Below are 19,524 nucleotides of genomic sequence, written 5' to 3'. Positions count from 1 at the left end.
GAATGCACCATTGCAATCAACCCATTTATGCCAAGGAAAACTTCTGCGGTCACTGCGGAGAGTCCCTGCCTGAGCAGCCCAAACTGAAGAATATTAAGGATGTCGCCCCTGAGATCCTAAAAGATCTCAAACCCCACTATTCCGGCGCCAGGACCTTCACCGGCCGGGTCAACTCCAGTTTCCTCTACAAGCGGCGCCGGGTAGACAGTGGCAATAACCTCACCTACAGCTACTGGTGGCTTGAGCTGGAAGACAAGGACGGCAACATAGAGCGGGTCAGTGTCAACGCTGAGAACAAGTTCTACGACCAGCTTCGCCGCGGCGATGTGCTGACCTTGTTTTATCCGACAGACTACACCCTGAATTACCGCATCGAAGGTAAAGACGCCAAACGCCTGGTCAGCCATAACCATATGGCTCCGGCCGCTATCAGTCATGAAGCCGACGGTCAACGCTCCACCATAGTGCCCGACTATGAGCCGGGTAGCCAATCCAGCGCCTTCTGGTGGCTGCTGCTGGGGATTGCCAGCGCCTTGTTGCTGTACTTTGGTGCCAAGCAACCCACAGAAATCGCTATCGGGGTGGCCGTGGTTCTGTCTGTGGTATGTTTCATTCTGGAGCGTCAGCGCAACCAGAAGAAACACACCAGGGAACTGCGCCGCTACGAGGCGCTGCAACTGGCGATGAAACGCCTGTTGTCTGTCACCCAAGAAGTGCTGGGCTACCATATCGCCCAGCGGCCGAGAAAAGACTCGGATATTTTCTGCTTCAAATGCCAGAGTCGCATCGACGGCGAGCACGGCTACTGTGTTCAGTGCGGCAGCTCGCAGCAGCAGGCACCGGCAACGGCCGCCAACAGCCTCAGCGTCCGCGATGAGGAAGAGGCCATGATGCGGCAATACAGCCTGAGTTACCGTGAGCCCTATCTGCACAAGCATGTCTTGGCTGGCGATGAAAAGGGTGAAGTCAGCGTCTCCTGTATCATGGGCAAAGTGCTCGACAGAAGTGCCAGCGCCAGTGTCGATGACTTCACGGTCACCACCACTAAAACCACCACCACAGACCATTATGTGGGTAACAGATTCTCCCACAGCACCACAGACACTGAAACCAGCAGCCATCGCAGCCGCAGCTCCAACGTTGATGGCGAAGTCTTGCTGCAACTGGCCGATGGTGAAGTGCGGGAGATGCGCTTCGGCGAAGATCTGTTGGGGGATCTGGATGTGGGCGATTGGATGATTTACGCCAGCTCAAGGGCCAAATTGGGCGTTGATGACTATAACCGTGAGTACGCCTATAACCTGACCAAGAGCAAACGTTATAACAACACATCTTTCCAGCAATACGGCAAGCTCAACGGCGCAGGCACCTGGATCTTGTTGGCGATTGCCGCCTTGGTCTTCAACTTCTGGGGCCCGGATCATATCTGGTATCCGCTGTTCGATATGCTCTACTTCCCGCTGCTGGATCCCATCTACAGTACCTCCTTCTTTAGACACAACCTGACCCTGGTGGTGTTTATCATGGTCAGTGCAGTACTGCTGGTTTGGACCCTACTTTATGGTCGGCGTAACCAAGAGCGTAAGCGTAAACTGCTGTCACGCCTGACCGACCATATCGACGGTTTTACCCGCGCCATCCCAGAGTTGAAGGAAAAGCTTAAACGTATGGGCTAACGCCGGTTTATACTCCCCAAGCCACCTCACGAGGTGGCTTTTTTGCCCCAGAGAAAAATGTAGAGAATTGAGAATGCAAGTAGCCTATATAAACGAAGACATGAATGAAGGGGAATCATTATTTAGTGCGGTCGATATTCGCTCGTCACTTTATGATGACAATGATTTTATCCCAACAAGTTGTCTGAATGAGATTGTATGGCAGGACACTGATATCCTCGATATTGAAGCGTTGGACTTAATCAGAGGGGGCGCTTTTAATGTTACCAAGGAGATAGCCGAATTAATAATGAGCTTTGACCCTTACGGGGTCGAAGTCTATCCCTCCAAGTTAACCTGCGCCGGCACAGGGGTTTTATCCGATCGTTATATACTGGCAGTAGACAACTTGGTGGATGCCGTCGATACCGAAAACAGCATCAAAATAACCAACGCTACCACCCGGTTTTTCTTATCGGCTGAAAAAATCAACAAACTTCCCGAAAGTACAAGACATGTATTCAAACCGATAGGAATGACGAAAACATTCTTCTCTATTGAACTACTGGAAGCCCTCATACGCCTGGACGAGGAAGGGAGGATAAACACCAGCATTGTGGCATTCTCATTTGATACATCTGAAGAGGCACCTAAATAACTTAGTTCCAAATAATAGATCACGGGAAGGGAACTCAGTCCCGTTTGAGCGATCAACTCTATCGCCACACGATACCATCGCCCCATAGAAGTTGAGTCCACGCCAATATGAGTGCTCTACTCTCTCATGAAGTCTCGGCACTTCGCTTCCACATACTGAACAACATCAGAGCCCAGCCGCTTGCGTGACAGCACTAGGTAAGACGATTGATATGAGTACGCGCCAAAGTTTCTGAAAGTTGCATAAAAAAATCCGATGACATGGAGTCATCGGATTTTGATCCTTTCAGTTAAATCCTCAAGCTATCTGTCTTAACTGATCGGCATTACCCTCATGGTGGTTTTTTACTGACCGAGCAATCGGGTTAGGAGATACGCTCTACCGAACCGCCTAGGCCCTTGAACTTATCTTCGATATGCTCATAGCCCCGATCCAGATGATAGATACGGTCCACCACTGTGGTGCCTTCGGCCATCAGTCCGGCAATCACCAAACTGGCCGACGCCCGCAGATCAGTCGCCATCACCTGAGCACCATTGAGCTGCTCAATACCGTGAATGATACAGGTATTGCCTTCCAGCTCCATATTGGCGCCCATACGGTTCAACTCAGGCACATGCATAAAGCGGTTCTCAAAGATGGTTTCCGTGATAGTGCCTGTGCCTTCTGCCAGAGCATTGAGCACACAGAACTGCGCCTGCATATCGGTCGGGAAACCGGGATAAGGCAGAGTCTTGATATTGACTGACTTGGGACGCTTGCCCTTCATGTCCAGGGCTATCCAGTCGCTGCCGGTAAGGATTTCGGCGCCGGCATCTTCCAGCTTGGCCAGCACAGCCTCCAGCGAGCCGGGATCGGCATCCAGACAACGGATCCGGCCACGGGTCACGGCTGCAGCCACCAGGAACGAGCCCGTCTCAATTCTGTCCGGCATCACACGATAACGGCAACCATTGAGCTTCTCCACTCCCTGAATCCGTATGGTGGCGGTTCCGGCGCCCTCAATCTTGGCCCCCATGGCGATAAGGCACTTGGCCAGGTCCACTACTTCGGGTTCGCGGGCGGCGTTTTCAATCACGGTTTCACCGTCGGCCAAGGCCGCGGCCATCAGCAGATTCTCTGTGGCACCAACACTGACCATATCCATGAAGATATGCGCGCCCTTGAGGCGACCATCGACCCGTGCCTTGATATAGCCTTCATCGACTTCTATCTTGGCGCCCATCAGCTCGAGGCCATGCAGGTGCAGGTTCACCGGCCGGGCTCCTATGGCGCAGCCCCCCGGCAGAGACACATCCGCCTTACCGAAACGTGCCAGCAAAGGCCCCAGGATCAGAATTGAGGCGCGCATGGTTTTCACCAGATCATAAGGGGCGCAAAACTCATTGATACCGCTGGCATCGATACGTATCTGGCCCTGCCCCAGTTCGGTGACGTCGGCGCCGAGACAGCGTAGCAGCTTACAGCTGGTGCTGACGTCCCTCAGGTTGGGCACATTGGAAACCAGAAACTCCGATTCGGCCAGCACCCCGGCCATCAGGATAGGCAGGGCAGCATTCTTGGCGCCGGAGATCACCACATTACCGGCAAGCGCACCGCTTGCCTGAATTTTCAGTTTATCCACATTGATACTCTAGGCTGGCATGTTGAAGATTTTTTCACGCTGCCACTGGGTAGGCGTAAAAGTCTTGATACTGAGCGCGTGCATCTCACCACTGGTGATCTTGTCCATCAGGGGCGCATAGATGGCCTGCTGCTGCTTGATACGGCTCATGCCATCGAAACATTCACCCACGGCCACTATCTTGAAATGGCTGCCTTCGGCGCTGACATAAACTTCCGTCAACGAGAGTGAATCCTTTAATATTTGTTCTATCTCTTTGGTATCCATTGGAAACTTACCTAGTTTGGCCCTCTGTGGTAAAGAAGGCATCCAAATCATACAGGGCGATCAACTTACGCACCTGTGGCGAGGGAGAAGCCAGGGTCAGCTCCCCCTTTCTGAGACTGACAAGCTCCATTAGAAACGCCATGCCGGCACTGTCCGAGTATGTCAGCTCGCTGAGTTCCAACCGGCGCACATCATCCGGCAGCAGTGTCTTGCGCGTCTTCCACAAGCGGGCGACCTCTTCTTGAGTCAAACGCCCGCTCAATTTGCAGCTATCGCCCTGTGGCTCCAGCTTCATAGCGCATCCTTGCCTTTAGGGCCATTGGGATCCACGTGAGCCTGAGTACGCTCTTTAAGCATCTCAATCACGGCATCTATGCCCTTTTGACGAATGAGTGTAGTGACTTCCGATTGCTTGGAGGCCAGCAGGCTGACACCTTCGGCAACCAGGTCGAAGGCCTTCCAGCTGTCGTCCTTCAAACGACGCGCCTTGAACTGCAATTTGATGGGCGGACGACCCGCTTCAATGATCTGTACATTCACCTCGACTATCTTTTCCTGGCTGAAGTCGATGGCGCGGCCAAATTCCACTTTCTGATTGGTGTACTCGGTAAAAGCCTGGGCATAGGTGGAAACCAGGTAGCCCTCAAAAGCATCAACAAAGGCATCACGCTGCTCTTTGGTGGTTTGCTGCAGGTATTGGCCCATCACCTTGTAAGCCGCGTACTTGTAATCCACATAAGGCATCAGCTCCTCTTGAACAATCACCTTGAGGTGATCCGGATTGCTGTCGATGATGCTCTTGTCCTGATGGAAGCGATCGAATGTCTTGTCGGCAACCTGCTCCACCATGATATAAGGGTTGCTGGTATCGATATCGGCCGCCTGTGCCACAGTTGCAGACGCCAGACAGGCGACGGCCAACAGATTACGGATTATCCCTTTAAACATCTCAGTGCTCCTAGTTGTCCTTTGAACCCATGCTATATAAAAACTGTCCGATCAGATCCTCCAGCACCAGCGCCGAACGGGTATCATCGATGCGATCACCATCTTGCAAAATCGCGATATCGTCATCCATAAACCCTGGTGTCAGGCCGAGGAACTGCTCACCCAGCAAGCCCGAGGTCAAGATAGCCAGGCTGCTGGTTTCGGGAAACTGGTCGTAACGCTTGTCCATGGTCAAAGTCACCACTGGCACCATCTGCTTGGGATCCAGGGTGATCTTACTGACCCGACCGACAACCACGCCGCCAACTTTTACCGGTGAGCGTACTTTAAGGCCGCCAATATTACTGAACTTGGCCGTCAGAGTGTAAGTATTGCTAGAGGACTGCACCTCCACATTGGCCACCTTGTATACCAGCAGCAGAAAAGCTGCCAGACCCGCCAATAGGAAGAGTCCCACCATAAATTCAATTTTTCGTGTCAACATAGAGTCACCAGAGTTAATCATCCATTATGCGCCGGCGCCAAAATCAGCGGGCAAACATCAGCGCCGTCAATAAGAAGTCCAGCGCCAATACTGCCAGGCTGGACTGCACCACAGTCTGGGTGGTCGCGCGGCTAATCCCTTCCGGATTAGGCACCACCTGATAACCACGATAGAGAGCTATCCAGGTCACCACTATGGCAAAAACAAAACTTTTAATCAGGCAGTTGACTATGTCCTGCCGCCATTCCACCGCGGCCTGCAGAATCGACCAGAAGGCGCCATTGTCTATGCCTTTCCATTCGACCCCGACCAGATAACCGCCATAGATACCCACAGTGGTAAACATCAAGGCCAACAACGGCATGCTGATCACCCCGGCCCAGAAGCGCGGCGCAATCACCTGCCGCAGCGGATCTATCGCCATCATCTCCAAACTGGAGAGCTGCTCTGTGGATTTCATCAACCCCAGTTCAGCGGTCAGGGCCGAACCGGCGCGGCCGGCAAACAGCAAGGCGGTGACCACAGGGCCAAGCTCCCTGAGCAAGCTCAACGCTACCATGGGGCCCAGGCTCTCTTCGGTGCCAAAGTCCACCAGGATGTTGTAGCCCTGCAGCGCCAGCACCATGCCGATAAACAGTCCGGAAACCAAAATGATCACCATGGACTGCACGCCGACGACGTAAACCTGTTTTATCAGCAGTGGCAAGCCTTTACGTGGCCGTGGCAGCTGCATCAGGGCGCCCCAAAGCATCACCCCCGCCTTGCCGAGCCCTGTCACCAGACTCAGCGCATTGCGGCCAAGATTGGCTATCGAATCAGTCAAGCTCACCGAGCAACTCCTTCTGATAATCCTGCGCCGGATAGTGGAAAGGCACGGGGCCGTCCGGCATACCGTCGATAAACTGCCTTAGCTGTGGATTGTCGGCCTGCTTAAGCTCGGCCGGTGAACCTTGGGCTATGATGCGCTTATCGGCGATCACATACACATAGTCGGCAATACTCAGCACTTCACTGACATCGTGGGAAACCACCACAGAGGTGAGATTCAAAGCATCGGACAGCTCTTTAATCAGCTTCACCAGCACTCCCATGGAGATGGGATCCTGACCGGCAAAGGGCTCGTCATACAGCACCATTTCCGGCTCGAGTGCTATGGCGCGGGCCAAGGCTGCCCGGCGCTGCATACCGCCGGAAAGTTCGCTTGGCATCAACTGCGCCGCGCCGCGAAGTCCTACGGCTTCAAGCTTCATTAACACTATGCGGCGGATGATAGCTTCCGGCAGCCCTGAGTGCTCCCTGAGTGCAAAAGCCACGTTATCGAACACATTCATATCGGTGAACAGGGCACCGCTCTGGAACAACATGCTCATCCGCTTACGGGCTTCAAACAGCTCGTGGCGGCTCAGCTTATGAATGTCCTGACCATCGAACAGCACCTGGCCGTGATCCGGAGTCAACTGCCCACCAATGAGCTTCAGCAGCGTGGTCTTGCCTATGCCGCTGGGCCCCATGATGGCAGTAACTTTACCTCTGGGAATCGTGAGGCTTATCTGCTCATAAATCACCCTCGAGCCACGACTGAAGCCGAGATTGTTGACCTCGACCAGGGGAGAAGGATTTTGCTGCTTGCTGGATTCCGGCATCAAAATGAAATGGAGACCTTGTCTAGTGGAATTCAAGTTACGGCGCAGCTGTAGCACCATGGCACATAAGGCCCGCCGTTATAAGGCTTGATACTGCCGCAGACTTACTGAATTGACGCTGAATGGCGCCCGGTAACCCGTATGGCCAAGCCAAAGATAAGCGATAAATTGTACGCAATTGAGGATAAGCACACAACTGAATCAATAGTATCGCGCCGTGATACTTTCAATTTGTAGCAAATACGGCGAAAATGCACGCCAGAATCCGTAGCTTTGTTTACTGCATGTTATTCAATATTTTCTTGCTGCTCGCCGGCTTGTCCGTCCTGGTCTGGAGTGCCGATAAATTCGTTTATGGTGCCGGGGCTTTTGCCCGTAACCTGGGGTTACCCCCCATGTTGATAGGACTGACCATAGTGGCCATGGGCAGTTCGGCCCCTGAGATGTTCGTCGCCGCCAGCGCCTCCATGGCCGGCATGCCGGACACGGCCGTGGGTAATGTGCTGGGCTCCAATGTCGCCAATGTCAGCTTGATCCTGGGGTTGACCGCTCTGCTTGGGGCTATTGCCGTCAGCTCCAGGACCCTGAAGCGGGAGATCCCCATGATGCTGGGTGCCACAGTGCTGGCGGGTTACTTCCTGCACGATGAGTATCTTAGCCGCAGCGAAGGGGTTATTTTACTGGCGCTGTTCTTCGGCCTGATGGGCTATCTTATCTGGCATGCGCTGACCAATAAGACCAAGGATCCACTCGCCGACGAAGCTGATGCCGAGATCCCCAAAGATGTGCCCACTGCCAAGGCGGTACTATGGTTGATAATAGGCTTGGTACTCTTGCCGCTGTCGGCGGATTGGATGGTGGACGGTGCCGTAGGCATCGCCAAGTCTTTTGGACTGTCTGATCTGGTTATCGGTCTAACCATCATTGCCGTAGGCACCAGCCTGCCGGAACTGGCGGCCTGTGTGGCCGGTGTGCTCAAGAAAGAGGACGACCTGGCCATAGGCAATATTGTCGGCTCCAATCTGTTTAACATACTGGCGGTACTGGCAATACCCGGCCTTATCGCCCCGGGCGTAATCGATGCCGCGGCGACCGGACGCGACTTTTATATGGTTTTGGGCACCAGTTGTGCCCTGGCACTTCTGGTGCTGAGCACAGGCAAACAACGTGAACTCAAACGCTGGCACGGTGCCTTACTACTGATAAGCTTCATCGGCTATCAATACAGCCTGTTTCAATCCCACTAGCGATGAAGGGCAAAAAGACGAGAGACAACTATGGCAGAAGCTAAGCAACTGCGCCAATGGGGCCGCAGAGTAATAGATATCGAGAAACAAGCACTGGACAACCTGTACCAGTTTGTTGATTCCCCCGAATTCGCCCAAGCCTGCGAACTGATCCTCAACTGCAGCGGCAAGGTGATAGTGATGGGGATGGGGAAATCGGGCCATATAGGCAACAAGATTTCTGCCACCCTCGCCAGCACGGGCACCCCGGCATTCTTCGTTCACCCGGGCGAAGCCAGCCACGGCGACCTTGGGGTGTTGAGTGAAAACGATATCGTATTGGCTATCTCCAACTCGGGAGAGTCCAGCGAAATTCTGACCCTGATGCCCGTCATCAAGCGCCAGGGGATCCCTATGATCTCCATGACAGGCAAGCCCGAATCCACCATGGCCAAGCTGGCACAACTGCATCTGTGCATCAAGGTGCCAGAAGAAGCCTGCCCCTTGGGGCTGGCGCCGACCTCCAGTACCACGGCCACCCTGGTGATGGGTGATGCCCTGGCGGTCGCGCTACTGCAAGCCAAGGGCTTTACCAAAGATGACTTTGCCCTGTCGCATCCCGGCGGCGCTTTAGGACGCAAGCTGCTGCTCAAGGTCAGTGATGTAATGCACAAAGGCGAAGAACTGCCGCTGGTCACAGAAGATATCTGTATAACCGACGCCCTCTATGAGATCTCCAAGAAGGGCCTGGGTATGACCGCCGTGGTCAATCAGCAGAAGCAACTCGTGGGTATCTTCACCGATGGTGATTTGAGACGTGTCATAGACGCCGGAGTCAACCTGCGTACTACAAAAATCAGCGACGTCATGACCCGTGATTGCATCACCAGTGGTGACAATATCCTCGCGGCGCAGGCGCTGAAGGTGATGGACGAGAATGACATCAACGGTCTTATTGTCATCAATGGCGCCAATGAGCCGATTGGAGCACTCAATATGCTGGATATGGTCAAGGCGGGGGTTATCTGATGAGTCATCAAGGTTTTTACGGGCCCATAAGCGAAGATAACTGGCAAAGAGCCGCCAAAATCAAACTGCTTATCTGTGATGTCGACGGTGTCTTCTCCGATGGCCGCATCTATATGAGCAACAGCGGCGAAGAGCTGAAGGCCTTCCATACCCGCGATGGCTATGGGGTGCGCTCGCTGCTGTCCTGCGGCATTCAGGTGGCGGTGATCACCGGCCGCAAGTCCCAGATAGTCGAAAACCGCATGACGGCCCTGGGGGTAGACAAGATTTATCAAGGCATAGACAACAAGCTGGAGCCCTATGAGGCGCTGCTTAATCACTATGACCTCGAGCCTGAACAAGTGGCCTATATAGGTGACGACATTGTCGACTTGCCGGTGATGAAGCAAGTTGGGCTGGCGGTTTGCGTAGCCGATGGCCATCCTTGGGTAAGGCAGCACTGCCACATGGTCACTCAGATTGCCGGCGGCCATGGTGCACTCCGGGAGCTGGCGGATCTTATCCTGCTCAGTCAGGACAAATTTGAAAATGCCCACGGAATGAGTATATGAATAGGGTCACCCTGGCCATTATTTTGTTTTTCTCCACTGCACTTATCCTTTACTGGCAGGTGCAGAACAAGCGTAACGCTCAACAGAGTGAGGCGCCTGTGGATGTGGTGCGGCCTGACTTTGTCGCCGATGACCTGCGCTCGGTCAACTTTGATGAGCAGGGCAATGTCGCCAGTAGGGTCGCCGCAGCGCACATGGAACATTATGAAGCCAGTGAAAAGACCTTCTTCAACCAACCGGTTTATCTGGTCTATCCGGACAAGGGCGAGGCACAGTGGCGTCTGTCTGCCAACGAGGGCAGGCTCAATCGCAAGAGTAACCGAGTTGTACTTGAAAATAATGTTATCATCGACGCCATTAGCCCCAATGAACCGATCCAGAGCCTGAAAACCAGTTATGTGGAGCTGGATCTGGACACCATGATCATGACCTCAGATCGCGAGATCCTGATCGAAGGCAAAGACTTTAATATCAAGGGATCCGGCCTGTACGCCGATCTCAATGCTCAGCAAGTGAAGCTGACCAGTCAGGTGAAAGGAACCTATGAAACCAAGTAAGCTTTTTATCGGTGCCCTCTTGTGCATCACAAGCCTGTCGGCAGTGGCCATTGAAGAAGATCTGCTGCAAAAAGTGGAGATCAGCGCCGCCAATCAGTTTGCCGATATCAAAAACAAGCGTGTGGTATACGGCGGGCCTGTCACAGTCACCCAGGGCAGTTTGAAACTGCTGGCCGATGAACTCACGGCTTACACAGAAGACAAGAGTGGCGAGCGGATCCTGGTGGCCAAGGGCTCACCCGCTACCTATACCCAGAAACTGGAAGACGGCCGTCTGGCCAGTGCCAAGGCCAAAGAGATCCACTACAACATAGACAGTCGTATCATGACCCTGCTGGGCCAGGCCAAAGTAGAACAAGACGGCAGCGAAGTAACCGCCGAGAAGATAGTCTACGACATCAACAAGCAGCAGCTGGAAGCGGAAAGCAGCGGCAAAGGCCAAGACAGGGTAACCACTGTTATCCAGCCGGAAAACTATCAGGATCTCAACAAGAAAGAACAGCAGCAGGAGCCGCAATGACCAGCACCCTGACGGCACAGAATCTGGCAAAGAGTTACAAGAAACGCAACGTCGTCAAAGACGTCAGCCTGTCGGTCAATACCGGCCAAATCGTGGGGCTGCTGGGCCCCAACGGGGCTGGCAAGACCACCACCTTCTACATGGTGGTTGGGCTGGTACAGAGTGACAAGGGCCGTATCTTCATTGACGACGACGAGCTGACCCTGGATCCCATGCACCTGCGAGCCCGTAAAGGCATAGGCTACCTGCCACAGGAAGCCAGTATTTTCCGCAAGCTGTCGGTGCATGACAACATCATGGCCGTGCTGCAAACCCGCAAAGAACTCAACAGCGACGAGCGCGAGGAACAACTCGAACAGTTGCTGGAAGAATTCCATATTACCCACATACGTGACAGCCTGGGGATGTCCCTCTCCGGCGGCGAACGCCGCCGGGTGGAAATCGCCCGGGCATTGGCCGCCAATCCACAGTTCATTTTGCTGGATGAGCCGTTCGCCGGTGTGGATCCCATCTCAGTTATCGATATCAAGAAAATCATCGAACAGCTTAAGTCCCGCGGTTTGGGGGTGCTGATCACAGACCACAATGTTCGCGAAACACTCGACGTTTGTGAGCGAGCCTACATAGTCAGCCATGGGCAGTTGATCGCCGAGGGCACACCCGCTGAAATCTTGGACAACCAGCAAGTGCGTGCTGTGTACTTAGGCGAACAATTCAGGCTATAGTTAGGATCATGTCATCCGGTGGCAATTCCGGGTATTATAGTTTGTTATTATTGAATTTTTTCCTTGAAAAATAACGAGTAGGGATTAGCGGTATAATGAAAGCGTCACTCCAGCTCAAACTGGGTCAACAGTTGACCATGACACCTCAGTTGCAACAGGCTATTCGCCTGCTGCAACTGTCGTCCCTTGAGCTGCAGCAGGAAATCCAGGAAGCCTTGGAAGCCAACCCTCTGTTGGAAATGGCCGAGGACAACCAGGATGACGCTATCGACGACAACCACAAGGAAAACGACGCCGGCGAGTTGAGCGCCAAGCAGGAAGATGGTTCCACGGTAGAAACCTCAGAGGCATTGAACAATGAGTCTATGCCGGATGAGCTGCCTATGGATACCACCTGGGACGAAGTCTTTACCGCCGCCAGCGCCTCAGGGCCGGCCATGGGCCGTGAAGATGATATGCCCTTCCAGGGTGAAACCAGCGAAGGTCTCTATGAACATCTGGAATGGCAGAAGAACCTGACCCCGTTTTCCGATACCGACGACGCCATTGCCACCGCCATTATTGATGCCATCGACGAGCAGGGCTATCTGACCCAGAGCACAGAGGAGATCCTCGAAGCCATGGGCAACCCTGAGATTGAGCTCGATGAAGTCGAGGCAGTACTCAAGCGGATCCAGCACTTTGACCCTGTCGGCATCGCCTCCAGAGATCTGCGCGAATGCCTGCTGATCCAGTTGCAACAGTTCAACACCGACACCCCACATCTGGCCGACGCCCGCTTGTTGATTGACGAACATCTGGATCTCATTGCCGCCCGTGACTTCCGCACCCTGATGCGCAAGACCAAGCTCAAGGAAGATCAACTGCGTGACGCCATCAACCTTATCCAGAGTCTCAATCCCCGCCCCGGCTTGCTGGTGCAGCCGATGGACGAGGAATATGTGATCCCTGATGTCAGTGTCTGGAAGAAAAACGGCCGCTGGGTAGTAGAACTCAACCCGGACTGTATGCCCAAACTCGGGATCAATCAGCAGTATGCTGCCATGGCCCGTAGCGCCCGCAGTCAATCAGACAGCCAGTTTATTCGTGGTCATCTTCAGGAAGCCAAATGGTTTATCAAGAGCCTGGAGAGCCGCAACGACACCCTGCTCAAGGTGGCCAACTGTATAGTGCAGTTCCAGCAGGGATTTTTTGAATATGGTGAAGAGGCCATGAAACCCATGGTGCTCAACGATATTGCCGAGGCGGTCGAGATGCATGAATCGACCATCTCCAGGGTCACCACTCAAAAGTATATGCATACCCCTAGGGGAATATTTGAATTGAAGTACTTCTTCTCCAGCCATGTCGGCACCGAAGATGGCGGAGAATGCTCTTCCACGGCGATCAGGGCTTTTATCAAGAAGCTCGTGGCAGCGGAAAACCAGAAGAAGCCTTTGAGCGACAGCAAGATGGCGCAACTTCTGGCAGAACAGGGAATCAACGTTGCAAGACGCACCATAGCCAAGTATCGCGAGGCTATGATGATACCACCGTCGAACCAGCGTAAGAGTTTATAAATCCACAGTTGGAAATTGGAGGAATCTTTCTATGCAAATCAACCTGACAGGACATCATATCGAGATCACCGACTCACTGCGTGACTACGTGGAAAGTAAGTTTTCTAAACTTGAACGCCATTTCGAACAGATCAATAATGTGCACGTTGTGCTCAATGTACAAAAACTGCAACAGATAGCCGAAGCCAAGATCCACCTCACAGGCGGCGAAGTCTATGCAACTTCTGAACATGCCGACATGTATGCCGCCATCGACGTTCTGATTGATAAATTGGATCGTCAGGTCATTAAACACAAAGAAAAGCTGACAAAACACTAACGATGGAACTGAGTACCATCCTGCGGCCGGAGTGCACTACCTGTGCCACTCCGGGCAGTAAGAAAAAGGTACTGGAGCTGATTAGCGATCTCGCTAGCGCCCAGTACCCCACCCTTTCCTCTCAAGCGATTTTTGAAAGCCTTTTGGCCCGCGAAAAGATGGGGAGCACAGGTATAGGTAATGGTATTGCGATTCCGCATGGCAGACTACCGGACATTACAGAGCCGATTGCCGTGCTGGTCAAATGCGAAGAGCCTATCGCCTTCGATGCCATAGACAACCAGCCGGTGGACATACTGTTCGCCCTCCTGGTGCCCGCAGATCAATGTCAGCAACACCTGAGTACCCTATCCGCCATGGCTGAAAAGCTCAGCGATAAGGCGATACTCAAGCAGTTGCGAAAATCCAGCGACGAAACAGAACTCTATCAGGTGATCACAGGATGAAACTCGCCATAGTCTCAGGCCGCTCCGGTTCCGGAAAATCCGTTGCCCTCAGGGTACTCGAAGACCTGGGTTACTACTGTGTGGATAATCTCCCCCTGCCCATGATTGGCAGCCTGTTGGAAAACCTCCGTGGCAGCAATGATCTGGTCGCCATCAGCATAGATGTGCGCAATATGCCGGATCAGGAAAAGGTGCTGGAACAACAGTTGGCGGCCTTGCCGGAAAACACCCAACTGACCAGCTTCTTCCTCAACGCCTCCGATAAAGTGCTGCTGAAGCGCTACAGCGAAACCCGCAGACTGCACCCCCTGTCCAAGAGCAAAGTCTCACTACAGGATGCCATCAAGCTCGAAGGCAAGCTGCTGGAACCCATGTCGAAACTGGTGGATCACTACATAGACACCTCGGCGCTGAACATCTATGAACTCAGTGACACAGTGCGGGAAATTCTGCTTGGCAGTGTCGATAAAGAGCTGGTGATCAACTTCGAGTCGTTCGGCTTTAAGCATGGTATGCCTCAGGAAGCCGACTTCATGTTTGATGTGCGCTTTCTGCCCAACCCTCACTGGGAGCCGGCGCTCAGGCCACTGACCGGGCTGGATGAAGCTGTGCAGGAGTTTCTCAGCCGCCAGCCACTGGTGAACAAGTTTATCTGGCAGATAGAAAATCTATTGGAAACTTGGCTGCCGCACCTGGAACGCAACAACCGCAGTTACCTCACCATAGCCATAGGCTGCACCGGCGGCCAGCATAGATCTGTCTATGTCGCTGAGCAGCTCGCCAAGCGTTTTGGCAACAGCAAACACAAGGTACAGGCCCGTCACCGGGAGCTGAGTAATGGCAAAGGTTGAACGGGAAGTCACCATAGTCAATAAGCTGGGCCTGCATGCCCGCGCCGCCACTAAGCTGGCGGTGCTGGCCAGCGAGTTCGAAGCCGATATCACCCTGATCCAAGGCGAGAAAAAAGCCTCGGCCGCCAGTGTGCTTGGGCTCTTGATGCTGGAAACAGGTCAAGGCAAGAGTATTCGCCTCATCGCCGAAGGCCCGGATGCCGAACCCGCGATGGACGCTATCTGCGCCCTGATCAACGCCCGTTTCGACGAAGCCAGCTAAAGCCTTAGCGCTGCACTCTTTGTTTCTATAACACCCCAGTCTTGAGGTAACATATCCTCGCTTTGCATCACAGGGGGAACTGCATGCCAATAGAAGCGCTCGACCAAGAGCTGACAGAACAACGTCTTACTCAACTAAACCAAGCTCTTAGCAGTGGTATGTTCGTGCATGTGCGCGACATGCTACAGCGAATGACGGCTTCGGATATCGCCTTTATTCTCGAATCTTCACCGCCGCGTACCCGTCAGGTACTCTGGCAACTGGTGGATCAGGAGCAGAGCGGCGAGATCCTCGAAGAGCTGGGTGAGGATATGAAAGACCAGCTGATCAGCCTTATGAGTCCTGAGCGTTTGGCGCGAGCGACCGCGGGTATGGATACCGATGACCTGGCCTATGTGCTGCGAAGCCTTCCCGATACCCTCTACAAGCAGGTACTGCACTCCATGAGTGCCCAGGACAGGGCCAGGGTCGAACAGGCGCTCTCTTATCCGGAAGACAGCGCCGGTAGTCTGATGAACACAGATACCGTGACCCTGAGGCCTGACGTCAATGTCGATGTGGTGCTGCGTTATCTGCGCCAAAGAGGCGAATTGCCTGAAGCCACTGATACCCTCTATGTGGTGGACAGGCGCGACATATTACTCGGCGGCGTCAAGCTCTCCAGCCTGCTAACCTGTAATCCCACCGCCGGGATCCGCAGCATAATGGATCCCGAACTTGAGAGCATTCCCGTCACCATGCCGGACAATGAAGTGGCCCAACTGTTTGAACGCCACGACTGGGTCTCGGCGCCAGTGGTCGACAGCGAAGGCCATCTGCTTGGGCGGATCACCATTGATGACGTGGTGGACGTTATCCGTGAAGACGCCGAACACTCCATGATGGGTATGGCGGGGATGGACGATGATGAAGACACCTTCGGCCCCGTGTTCAAGAGTGCCTTTCGCCGCTCCCTATGGCTGACCTTCAACCTGTTTGCCGCCCTGCTGGCCGCCTCGGTCAGCAATATGTTTGAAGGCACGCTGGAAAAATTCGCCACTATAGCAATTCTGATGACCATAGTGCCCAGCATGGGCGGCGTTGCCGGCAACCAGACACTGGCGCTGGTGATCCGCGGTATCGCCCTCGGCCACATAGGCCAGAGCAACTCCCGCTGGCTTATCGGCAAGGAATTAGCCATCGGCTTTCTCAATGGCCTGTTGTGGTCGGCGCTGGTATTCACTGCCGTGTGGATCTGGAAAGGCGATCTGGCACTCGGCGCCCTTATTGGCGGCGCCATGTTGATCAATATGACGGTAGCCGGTCTCGCAGGTGCCAGTATTCCGCTGATCCTGAAAAAGCTCAATGTAGACCCTGCGCTGGCCGGCGGCATGGTGCTGACGACTGTGACGGATGTAATAGGCCTGTTCGCCTTCCTGGGATTGGCGACTCTCGTTTTAATGAGCTGAGGCTCAGGTTCTAATGGGCTGAAGGCTTGGTGTTGATAGCCTGAAGCTCTGGCCTTGATGAATTGCAGAAATAGCAGAGGGCGACCAGGTTCGTCCTCTGACTGTGGAAAATAGCGGGTCAGTCTTTAAGCCAGTGCACCTTGGGTTCATCCTGTTCACAGAAGACAGAGACACACTCATTGCGGCTCACCAGTAGATATTCCTGCAACTTGAGATTGGCGCTGGCCATAAAGCCGCTGCGTTCGGCCTCCTGGCGATACCAGCCACCGTTGGAGATACGGAACAACCAGCCATTGGAGAGGCTGCACTCGGTCCAAAACTCCATCAGATCGCCTTCATCCAGCATCCGACAGCCAACCACAGAGTCAAAGTGCACCAATGCCCGGCAGCCCTCAACACTCAGTTCAATATCCAAGCCCTGACTGTCATAACAAAGGCGGATAAATCTCACCTCGTCGCCGAGATAATCTGTCGCTATCGGTAAGCCTTTGGTTTCGAGCATGCTCCCCCCTGACAAGGACATAATGCCCTACTTTAGAAGGATAATAATTGCCCGTGCAAGCTGATTTGGCCAAAAAACGTGAAATACCTATAAAGAGAGTGCGAGTCAGTTCAGAGCAACTGACTCGCATATCTCCAGAGTAAAACCCGCTTCCGCCGGATAGAGATTTAGGGCTTAAGCGGTGCTTCAAAGCCATAAGAGGCCAGAATGGATTGTCCCTTGGGAGACAGAATATACATGGCCAGTGGCCAGGCGGCAGAGTCGGCCTTATCCAGCACCAGCATGCCATAGTTGGCACCCACTGCCAGCGACTCGGGCAACGCCACTATCTTGAGATCAGGCACTTCTTTCTTGGCCAATACGGCATTGGTGCAGTAGGTTAAAAATACATCCGCCTGTTTGTTGGCCATCACCCAGCCATAGGGATTTTTGCCTTTCGGCGCCTTGGCACTGTCGGCGCCACCGGTCAGCTTGAGAGCCTTGGCCGCCAGTTTGGCCTGACTACCGGGCTTGATAGCTTCGGCGCGGTCAAACACCTTGAAAGCATAGTCACCGGCAGGGTCGGCCTTGGGAGTGGAGGTGCCCAGCTTGATCTTGCTGTCCAGCAGAGTATCCAGCATATTCTCTGTCGTCAGAGGAACATTATCTTGCGCCAGGGCGCACAGGCGGTTACGGGCAAACATCACCACAGGCGCGCCCTTGCCTTCCTGCATCAATTTCTGTGGGTGTTTCATATTGGCCGAAGCAAACAGGTCGACCTTTTCGCCCTCTTCAATTCGGCCTCTGAGCAAGCCTGAAGGGGCAAACTGGGCATTGACCTTAACGCCGCCATCGGCCTGATAACTGGCGATAACATCCGTCATGGCGGTCTTCAAACTTCCCGCGGCCCTGAACTCCAGATCCGCCGCCTGAGAGAAGGCGGGCAGTAACAGGGCGAGTAAGCAGACGCTCTTTTTCATTTATTTTTCTCCGGTGTATAAGATACAGATGCCGCTAAACTCAACCAAACCGCATCACAAATCAACGCACCACGGCAAAACTTGTCATAAATTCCCCTCAAGATCACGCCACCTGACAGGGAAAACCGAAGAAAGGGACAATTTGACCCAATAAAAAGGGCCGCCTAAGCGACCCTTAAACTTAAAATCTTAGCCGAGAGGACTAAGAATAATCTCTACCCGACGGTTCTGTGCCCGTCCCTGAGGGGTGGCATTGGAAGCGATTGGGCTGGCCTCACCTCGGCCTTGGGTCAATACCCGCTGTCCGGATACACCTTTACGGATCAAGTAATTACCAACCTCACTGGCGCGAACCTGTGACAATCTCAGGTTGTAGGACTCAGAGCCACTGCTGTCGGTATAACCCACTACATTCAGTTGAGTCTTGTCATATTCCTTGGCCACCAGCACTACGCTGTCCAATACCCGCATGGCGCCGCTACTGAGATCTGTCTTATCGACCTGGAAAGTCACTTCATTGGGCATGTTGAGCACTATGGTATCGCCCACCCGGGTCACACTGACACCGGTAGACGCCAGTTGCTGACGCAGCTTGGTTTCCTGCACATCCATGTAATAGCCGATACCACCGCCTACGGCAGCGCCGGATGCTGCCCCGATCAGGGCACCCTTGCCCCTGTCGCTCTTGCTGGAGGAGGCCACACCTATGGCCGCGCCGGCTACGGCACCTATCAATGCTCCGTTGGTCGCCTTGGCAGTCTGTTGCTCATTGGTATAAGGATTCACAGTGGTACAGCCAGTTGCCAGCATTGCCAGCATTGCCAGCAACAGAGGGGCGGTCAGAAAAGCGCGCTTTTTCATGTTATTTTTCCTTCGTCTGCTTGTTCCAAGCTAAGCGGAACCTACCTGGCGCCAAAGTATATAGCAGCGCCTCAAGCAGACAATCCCCCGGAGGCCATAGAGGCGGCAAATCCGCACGGCGTTCAGCATAGATTCAGTCAAATCCGACATTTCCTAACCAGGATTGTCAGCCAAGTGTCACGGCGCTGACATCAAATGAAGTCCCAAAATAGAGCAGACTGCACTCTATTGGGTGGCACCAGGCAGATACACCCGATAATGAAATGAATCAATTTTCTTTTATATCAACATATTAAAAGAAGATTAAAAACTGGCATGTTTCTTACATACCTATAAAGCAGTATTCCACTGTTCAGGAGTCATGATGAAAACACTGATGAAAATGCGCAGCAGTTGGCATTCACTCTGGCATTGCCTCAAGCACTTGGGC

24 protein-coding genes are annotated in these 19,524 nt (G+C 53.6%); 14 read left to right on the top strand and 10 right to left on the bottom strand.

Translation table 11 applies throughout. From position 1 onward, the window contains the following. Window positions 1-2: 2 nt before the first annotated feature. Together ACMHXI_RS06380 and ACMHXI_RS06375 are read left to right on the top strand one after the other, a co-directional pair. A complete protein-coding gene (locus tag ACMHXI_RS06380; protein WP_071237371.1) occupies window positions 3-1,676 on the top strand; it encodes a hypothetical protein in 1,674 nt (557 codons plus the stop codon). A gap of 73 nt (window positions 1,677-1,749) precedes the next feature. Further along, on the top strand, window positions 1,750-2,313 hold the full coding sequence (locus ACMHXI_RS06375; RefSeq protein WP_139190674.1) for an imm11 family protein: 564 nt from the start codon (window positions 1,750-1,752) through the stop codon (window positions 2,311-2,313). A 364-nt stretch (window positions 2,314-2,677) separates the two neighbouring features. Here the strand turns inward: ACMHXI_RS06375 and murA are convergent, their stop codons facing one another. Genes murA through mlaF form a run of 7 tightly spaced genes read right to left on the bottom strand, consistent with a single transcriptional unit; the run spans window position 2,678 to window position 7,279 of the window. Next, window positions 2,678-3,937, bottom strand: a complete 1,260-nt coding sequence (gene murA, locus ACMHXI_RS06370; RefSeq protein WP_028779511.1) for a UDP-N-acetylglucosamine 1-carboxyvinyltransferase — start codon at window positions 3,935-3,937, stop codon at window positions 2,678-2,680. A 9-nt stretch (window positions 3,938-3,946) separates the two neighbouring features. Further along, window positions 3,947-4,204 carry a BolA family protein gene (locus tag ACMHXI_RS06365; protein ID WP_025012084.1) on the bottom strand — a complete coding sequence of 86 codons (258 nt, stop codon included), beginning with the start codon at window positions 4,202-4,204 and terminating at the stop codon, window positions 3,947-3,949. 7 nt (window positions 4,205-4,211) lie between these two features. Further along, complete coding sequence (locus ACMHXI_RS06360; protein ID WP_028779512.1) at window positions 4,212-4,499, bottom strand: lipid asymmetry maintenance protein MlaB; 288 nt, start codon at window positions 4,497-4,499, stop codon at window positions 4,212-4,214. Continuing rightward, complete coding sequence (locus ACMHXI_RS06355; protein ID WP_025888616.1) at window positions 4,496-5,152, bottom strand: phospholipid-binding protein MlaC; 657 nt, start codon at window positions 5,150-5,152, stop codon at window positions 4,496-4,498. The genes ACMHXI_RS06360 and ACMHXI_RS06355 overlap by 4 nt, the downstream gene beginning before the upstream one ends. Window positions 5,153-5,162: 10 nt before the next feature. Further along, window positions 5,163-5,636, bottom strand: coding sequence for an outer membrane lipid asymmetry maintenance protein MlaD (gene mlaD, locus ACMHXI_RS06350; protein ID WP_025011770.1), 474 nt, complete (start codon window positions 5,634-5,636; stop codon window positions 5,163-5,165). Between the two features lie 43 nt (window positions 5,637-5,679). Next, the gene (gene mlaE, locus ACMHXI_RS06345; RefSeq protein ID WP_028779514.1) at window positions 5,680-6,465 is read right to left on the bottom strand and encodes a lipid asymmetry maintenance ABC transporter permease subunit MlaE; all 786 of its coding nucleotides are present in this window, start codon (window positions 6,463-6,465) and stop codon (window positions 5,680-5,682) included. Further along, window positions 6,452-7,279, bottom strand: coding sequence for a phospholipid ABC transporter ATP-binding protein MlaF (gene mlaF, locus ACMHXI_RS06340; protein ID WP_413734417.1), 828 nt, complete (start codon window positions 7,277-7,279; stop codon window positions 6,452-6,454). Before mlaF ends, mlaE begins: the two co-directional genes overlap by 14 nt. A 284-nt stretch (window positions 7,280-7,563) precedes the next feature. Here mlaF and ACMHXI_RS06335 point away from each other — a divergent pair, with 284 nt between their 5' ends. The 12 genes from ACMHXI_RS06335 to mgtE all read left to right on the top strand — a co-directional run bounded on the left by ACMHXI_RS06335 (window position 7,564) and on the right by mgtE (window position 16,772). Further along, the gene (locus ACMHXI_RS06335) at window positions 7,564-8,526 is read left to right on the top strand and encodes a calcium/sodium antiporter (protein ID WP_413734446.1); all 963 of its coding nucleotides are present in this window, start codon (window positions 7,564-7,566) and stop codon (window positions 8,524-8,526) included. 30 nt (window positions 8,527-8,556) lie between these two features. Further along, window positions 8,557-9,534, top strand: coding sequence for a KpsF/GutQ family sugar-phosphate isomerase (locus tag ACMHXI_RS06330; RefSeq protein WP_028779517.1), 978 nt, complete (start codon window positions 8,557-8,559; stop codon window positions 9,532-9,534). Next, entirely contained in the window at window positions 9,534-10,085 is a 552-nt protein-coding gene (kdsC, locus tag ACMHXI_RS06325) for a 3-deoxy-manno-octulosonate-8-phosphatase KdsC (protein ID WP_144220442.1), read from the top strand. Before ACMHXI_RS06330 ends, kdsC begins: the two co-directional genes overlap by 1 nt. Beyond that, window positions 10,082-10,642: an LPS export ABC transporter periplasmic protein LptC gene (gene lptC, locus ACMHXI_RS06320; protein WP_025011766.1), complete on the top strand. Its 561-nt coding sequence runs from the start codon at window positions 10,082-10,084 to the stop codon at window positions 10,640-10,642. Before kdsC ends, lptC begins: the two co-directional genes overlap by 4 nt. Beyond that, window positions 10,629-11,162 carry a lipopolysaccharide transport periplasmic protein LptA gene (lptA, locus tag ACMHXI_RS06315; RefSeq protein WP_028779518.1) on the top strand — a complete coding sequence of 178 codons (534 nt, stop codon included), beginning with the start codon at window positions 10,629-10,631 and terminating at the stop codon, window positions 11,160-11,162. The genes lptC and lptA overlap by 14 nt, the downstream gene beginning before the upstream one ends. Beyond that, window positions 11,159-11,887 carry an LPS export ABC transporter ATP-binding protein gene (gene lptB, locus ACMHXI_RS06310; RefSeq protein WP_025011764.1) on the top strand — a complete coding sequence of 243 codons (729 nt, stop codon included), beginning with the start codon at window positions 11,159-11,161 and terminating at the stop codon, window positions 11,885-11,887. Before lptA ends, lptB begins: the two co-directional genes overlap by 4 nt. Window positions 11,888-11,982: 95 nt before the next feature. After that, on the top strand, window positions 11,983-13,446 hold the full coding sequence (locus tag ACMHXI_RS06305) for an RNA polymerase factor sigma-54 (RefSeq protein WP_186264980.1): 1,464 nt from the start codon (window positions 11,983-11,985) through the stop codon (window positions 13,444-13,446). Between the two features lie 31 nt (window positions 13,447-13,477). Continuing rightward, window positions 13,478-13,765, top strand: coding sequence for a ribosome hibernation promoting factor (gene hpf / locus ACMHXI_RS06300; RefSeq protein WP_025011763.1), 288 nt, complete (start codon window positions 13,478-13,480; stop codon window positions 13,763-13,765). 2 nt (window positions 13,766-13,767) lie between these two features. Continuing rightward, complete coding sequence (gene ptsN / locus ACMHXI_RS06295; RefSeq protein ID WP_025011762.1) at window positions 13,768-14,211, top strand: PTS IIA-like nitrogen regulatory protein PtsN; 444 nt, start codon at window positions 13,768-13,770, stop codon at window positions 14,209-14,211. After that, window positions 14,208-15,062: an RNase adapter RapZ gene (rapZ, locus tag ACMHXI_RS06290; protein WP_045283471.1), complete on the top strand. Its 855-nt coding sequence runs from the start codon at window positions 14,208-14,210 to the stop codon at window positions 15,060-15,062. Before ptsN ends, rapZ begins: the two co-directional genes overlap by 4 nt. Continuing rightward, window positions 15,049-15,324, top strand: a complete 276-nt coding sequence (locus tag ACMHXI_RS06285; RefSeq protein ID WP_025011760.1) for an HPr family phosphocarrier protein — start codon at window positions 15,049-15,051, stop codon at window positions 15,322-15,324. Before rapZ ends, ACMHXI_RS06285 begins: the two co-directional genes overlap by 14 nt. A gap of 83 nt (window positions 15,325-15,407) precedes the next feature. Then, a complete protein-coding gene (gene mgtE / locus ACMHXI_RS06280) occupies window positions 15,408-16,772 on the top strand; it encodes a magnesium transporter (RefSeq protein WP_025888608.1) in 1,365 nt (454 codons plus the stop codon). Between the two features lie 118 nt (window positions 16,773-16,890). Here the strand turns inward: mgtE and ACMHXI_RS06275 are convergent, their stop codons facing one another. The 3 genes from ACMHXI_RS06275 to ACMHXI_RS06265 form a co-directional block, all read right to left on the bottom strand. Beyond that, window positions 16,891-17,274 (bottom strand): hypothetical protein, encoded by a 384-nt coding sequence (locus tag ACMHXI_RS06275; protein WP_413734412.1) that lies wholly within the window; start codon window positions 17,272-17,274, stop codon window positions 16,891-16,893. Between the two features lie 167 nt (window positions 17,275-17,441). Beyond that, complete coding sequence (locus ACMHXI_RS06270; protein WP_025011757.1) at window positions 17,442-18,233, bottom strand: molybdate ABC transporter substrate-binding protein; 792 nt, start codon at window positions 18,231-18,233, stop codon at window positions 17,442-17,444. 189 nt (window positions 18,234-18,422) lie between these two features. Further along, window positions 18,423-19,094 carry an OmpA family protein gene (locus ACMHXI_RS06265; protein ID WP_335901149.1) on the bottom strand — a complete coding sequence of 224 codons (672 nt, stop codon included), beginning with the start codon at window positions 19,092-19,094 and terminating at the stop codon, window positions 18,423-18,425. Window positions 19,095-19,524: the final 430 nt, after the last annotated feature.

It is taken from the genome of Shewanella sp. BJSY2023SW005, assembly GCF_047314585.1.
In the GTDB taxonomy this organism is placed as follows: Bacteria; Pseudomonadota; Gammaproteobacteria; order Enterobacterales; family Shewanellaceae; genus Shewanella; species Shewanella algae.
Note: the sequence above shows the minus strand (reverse complement) of the source record. Positions and strands in the feature narration are given on the sequence as shown.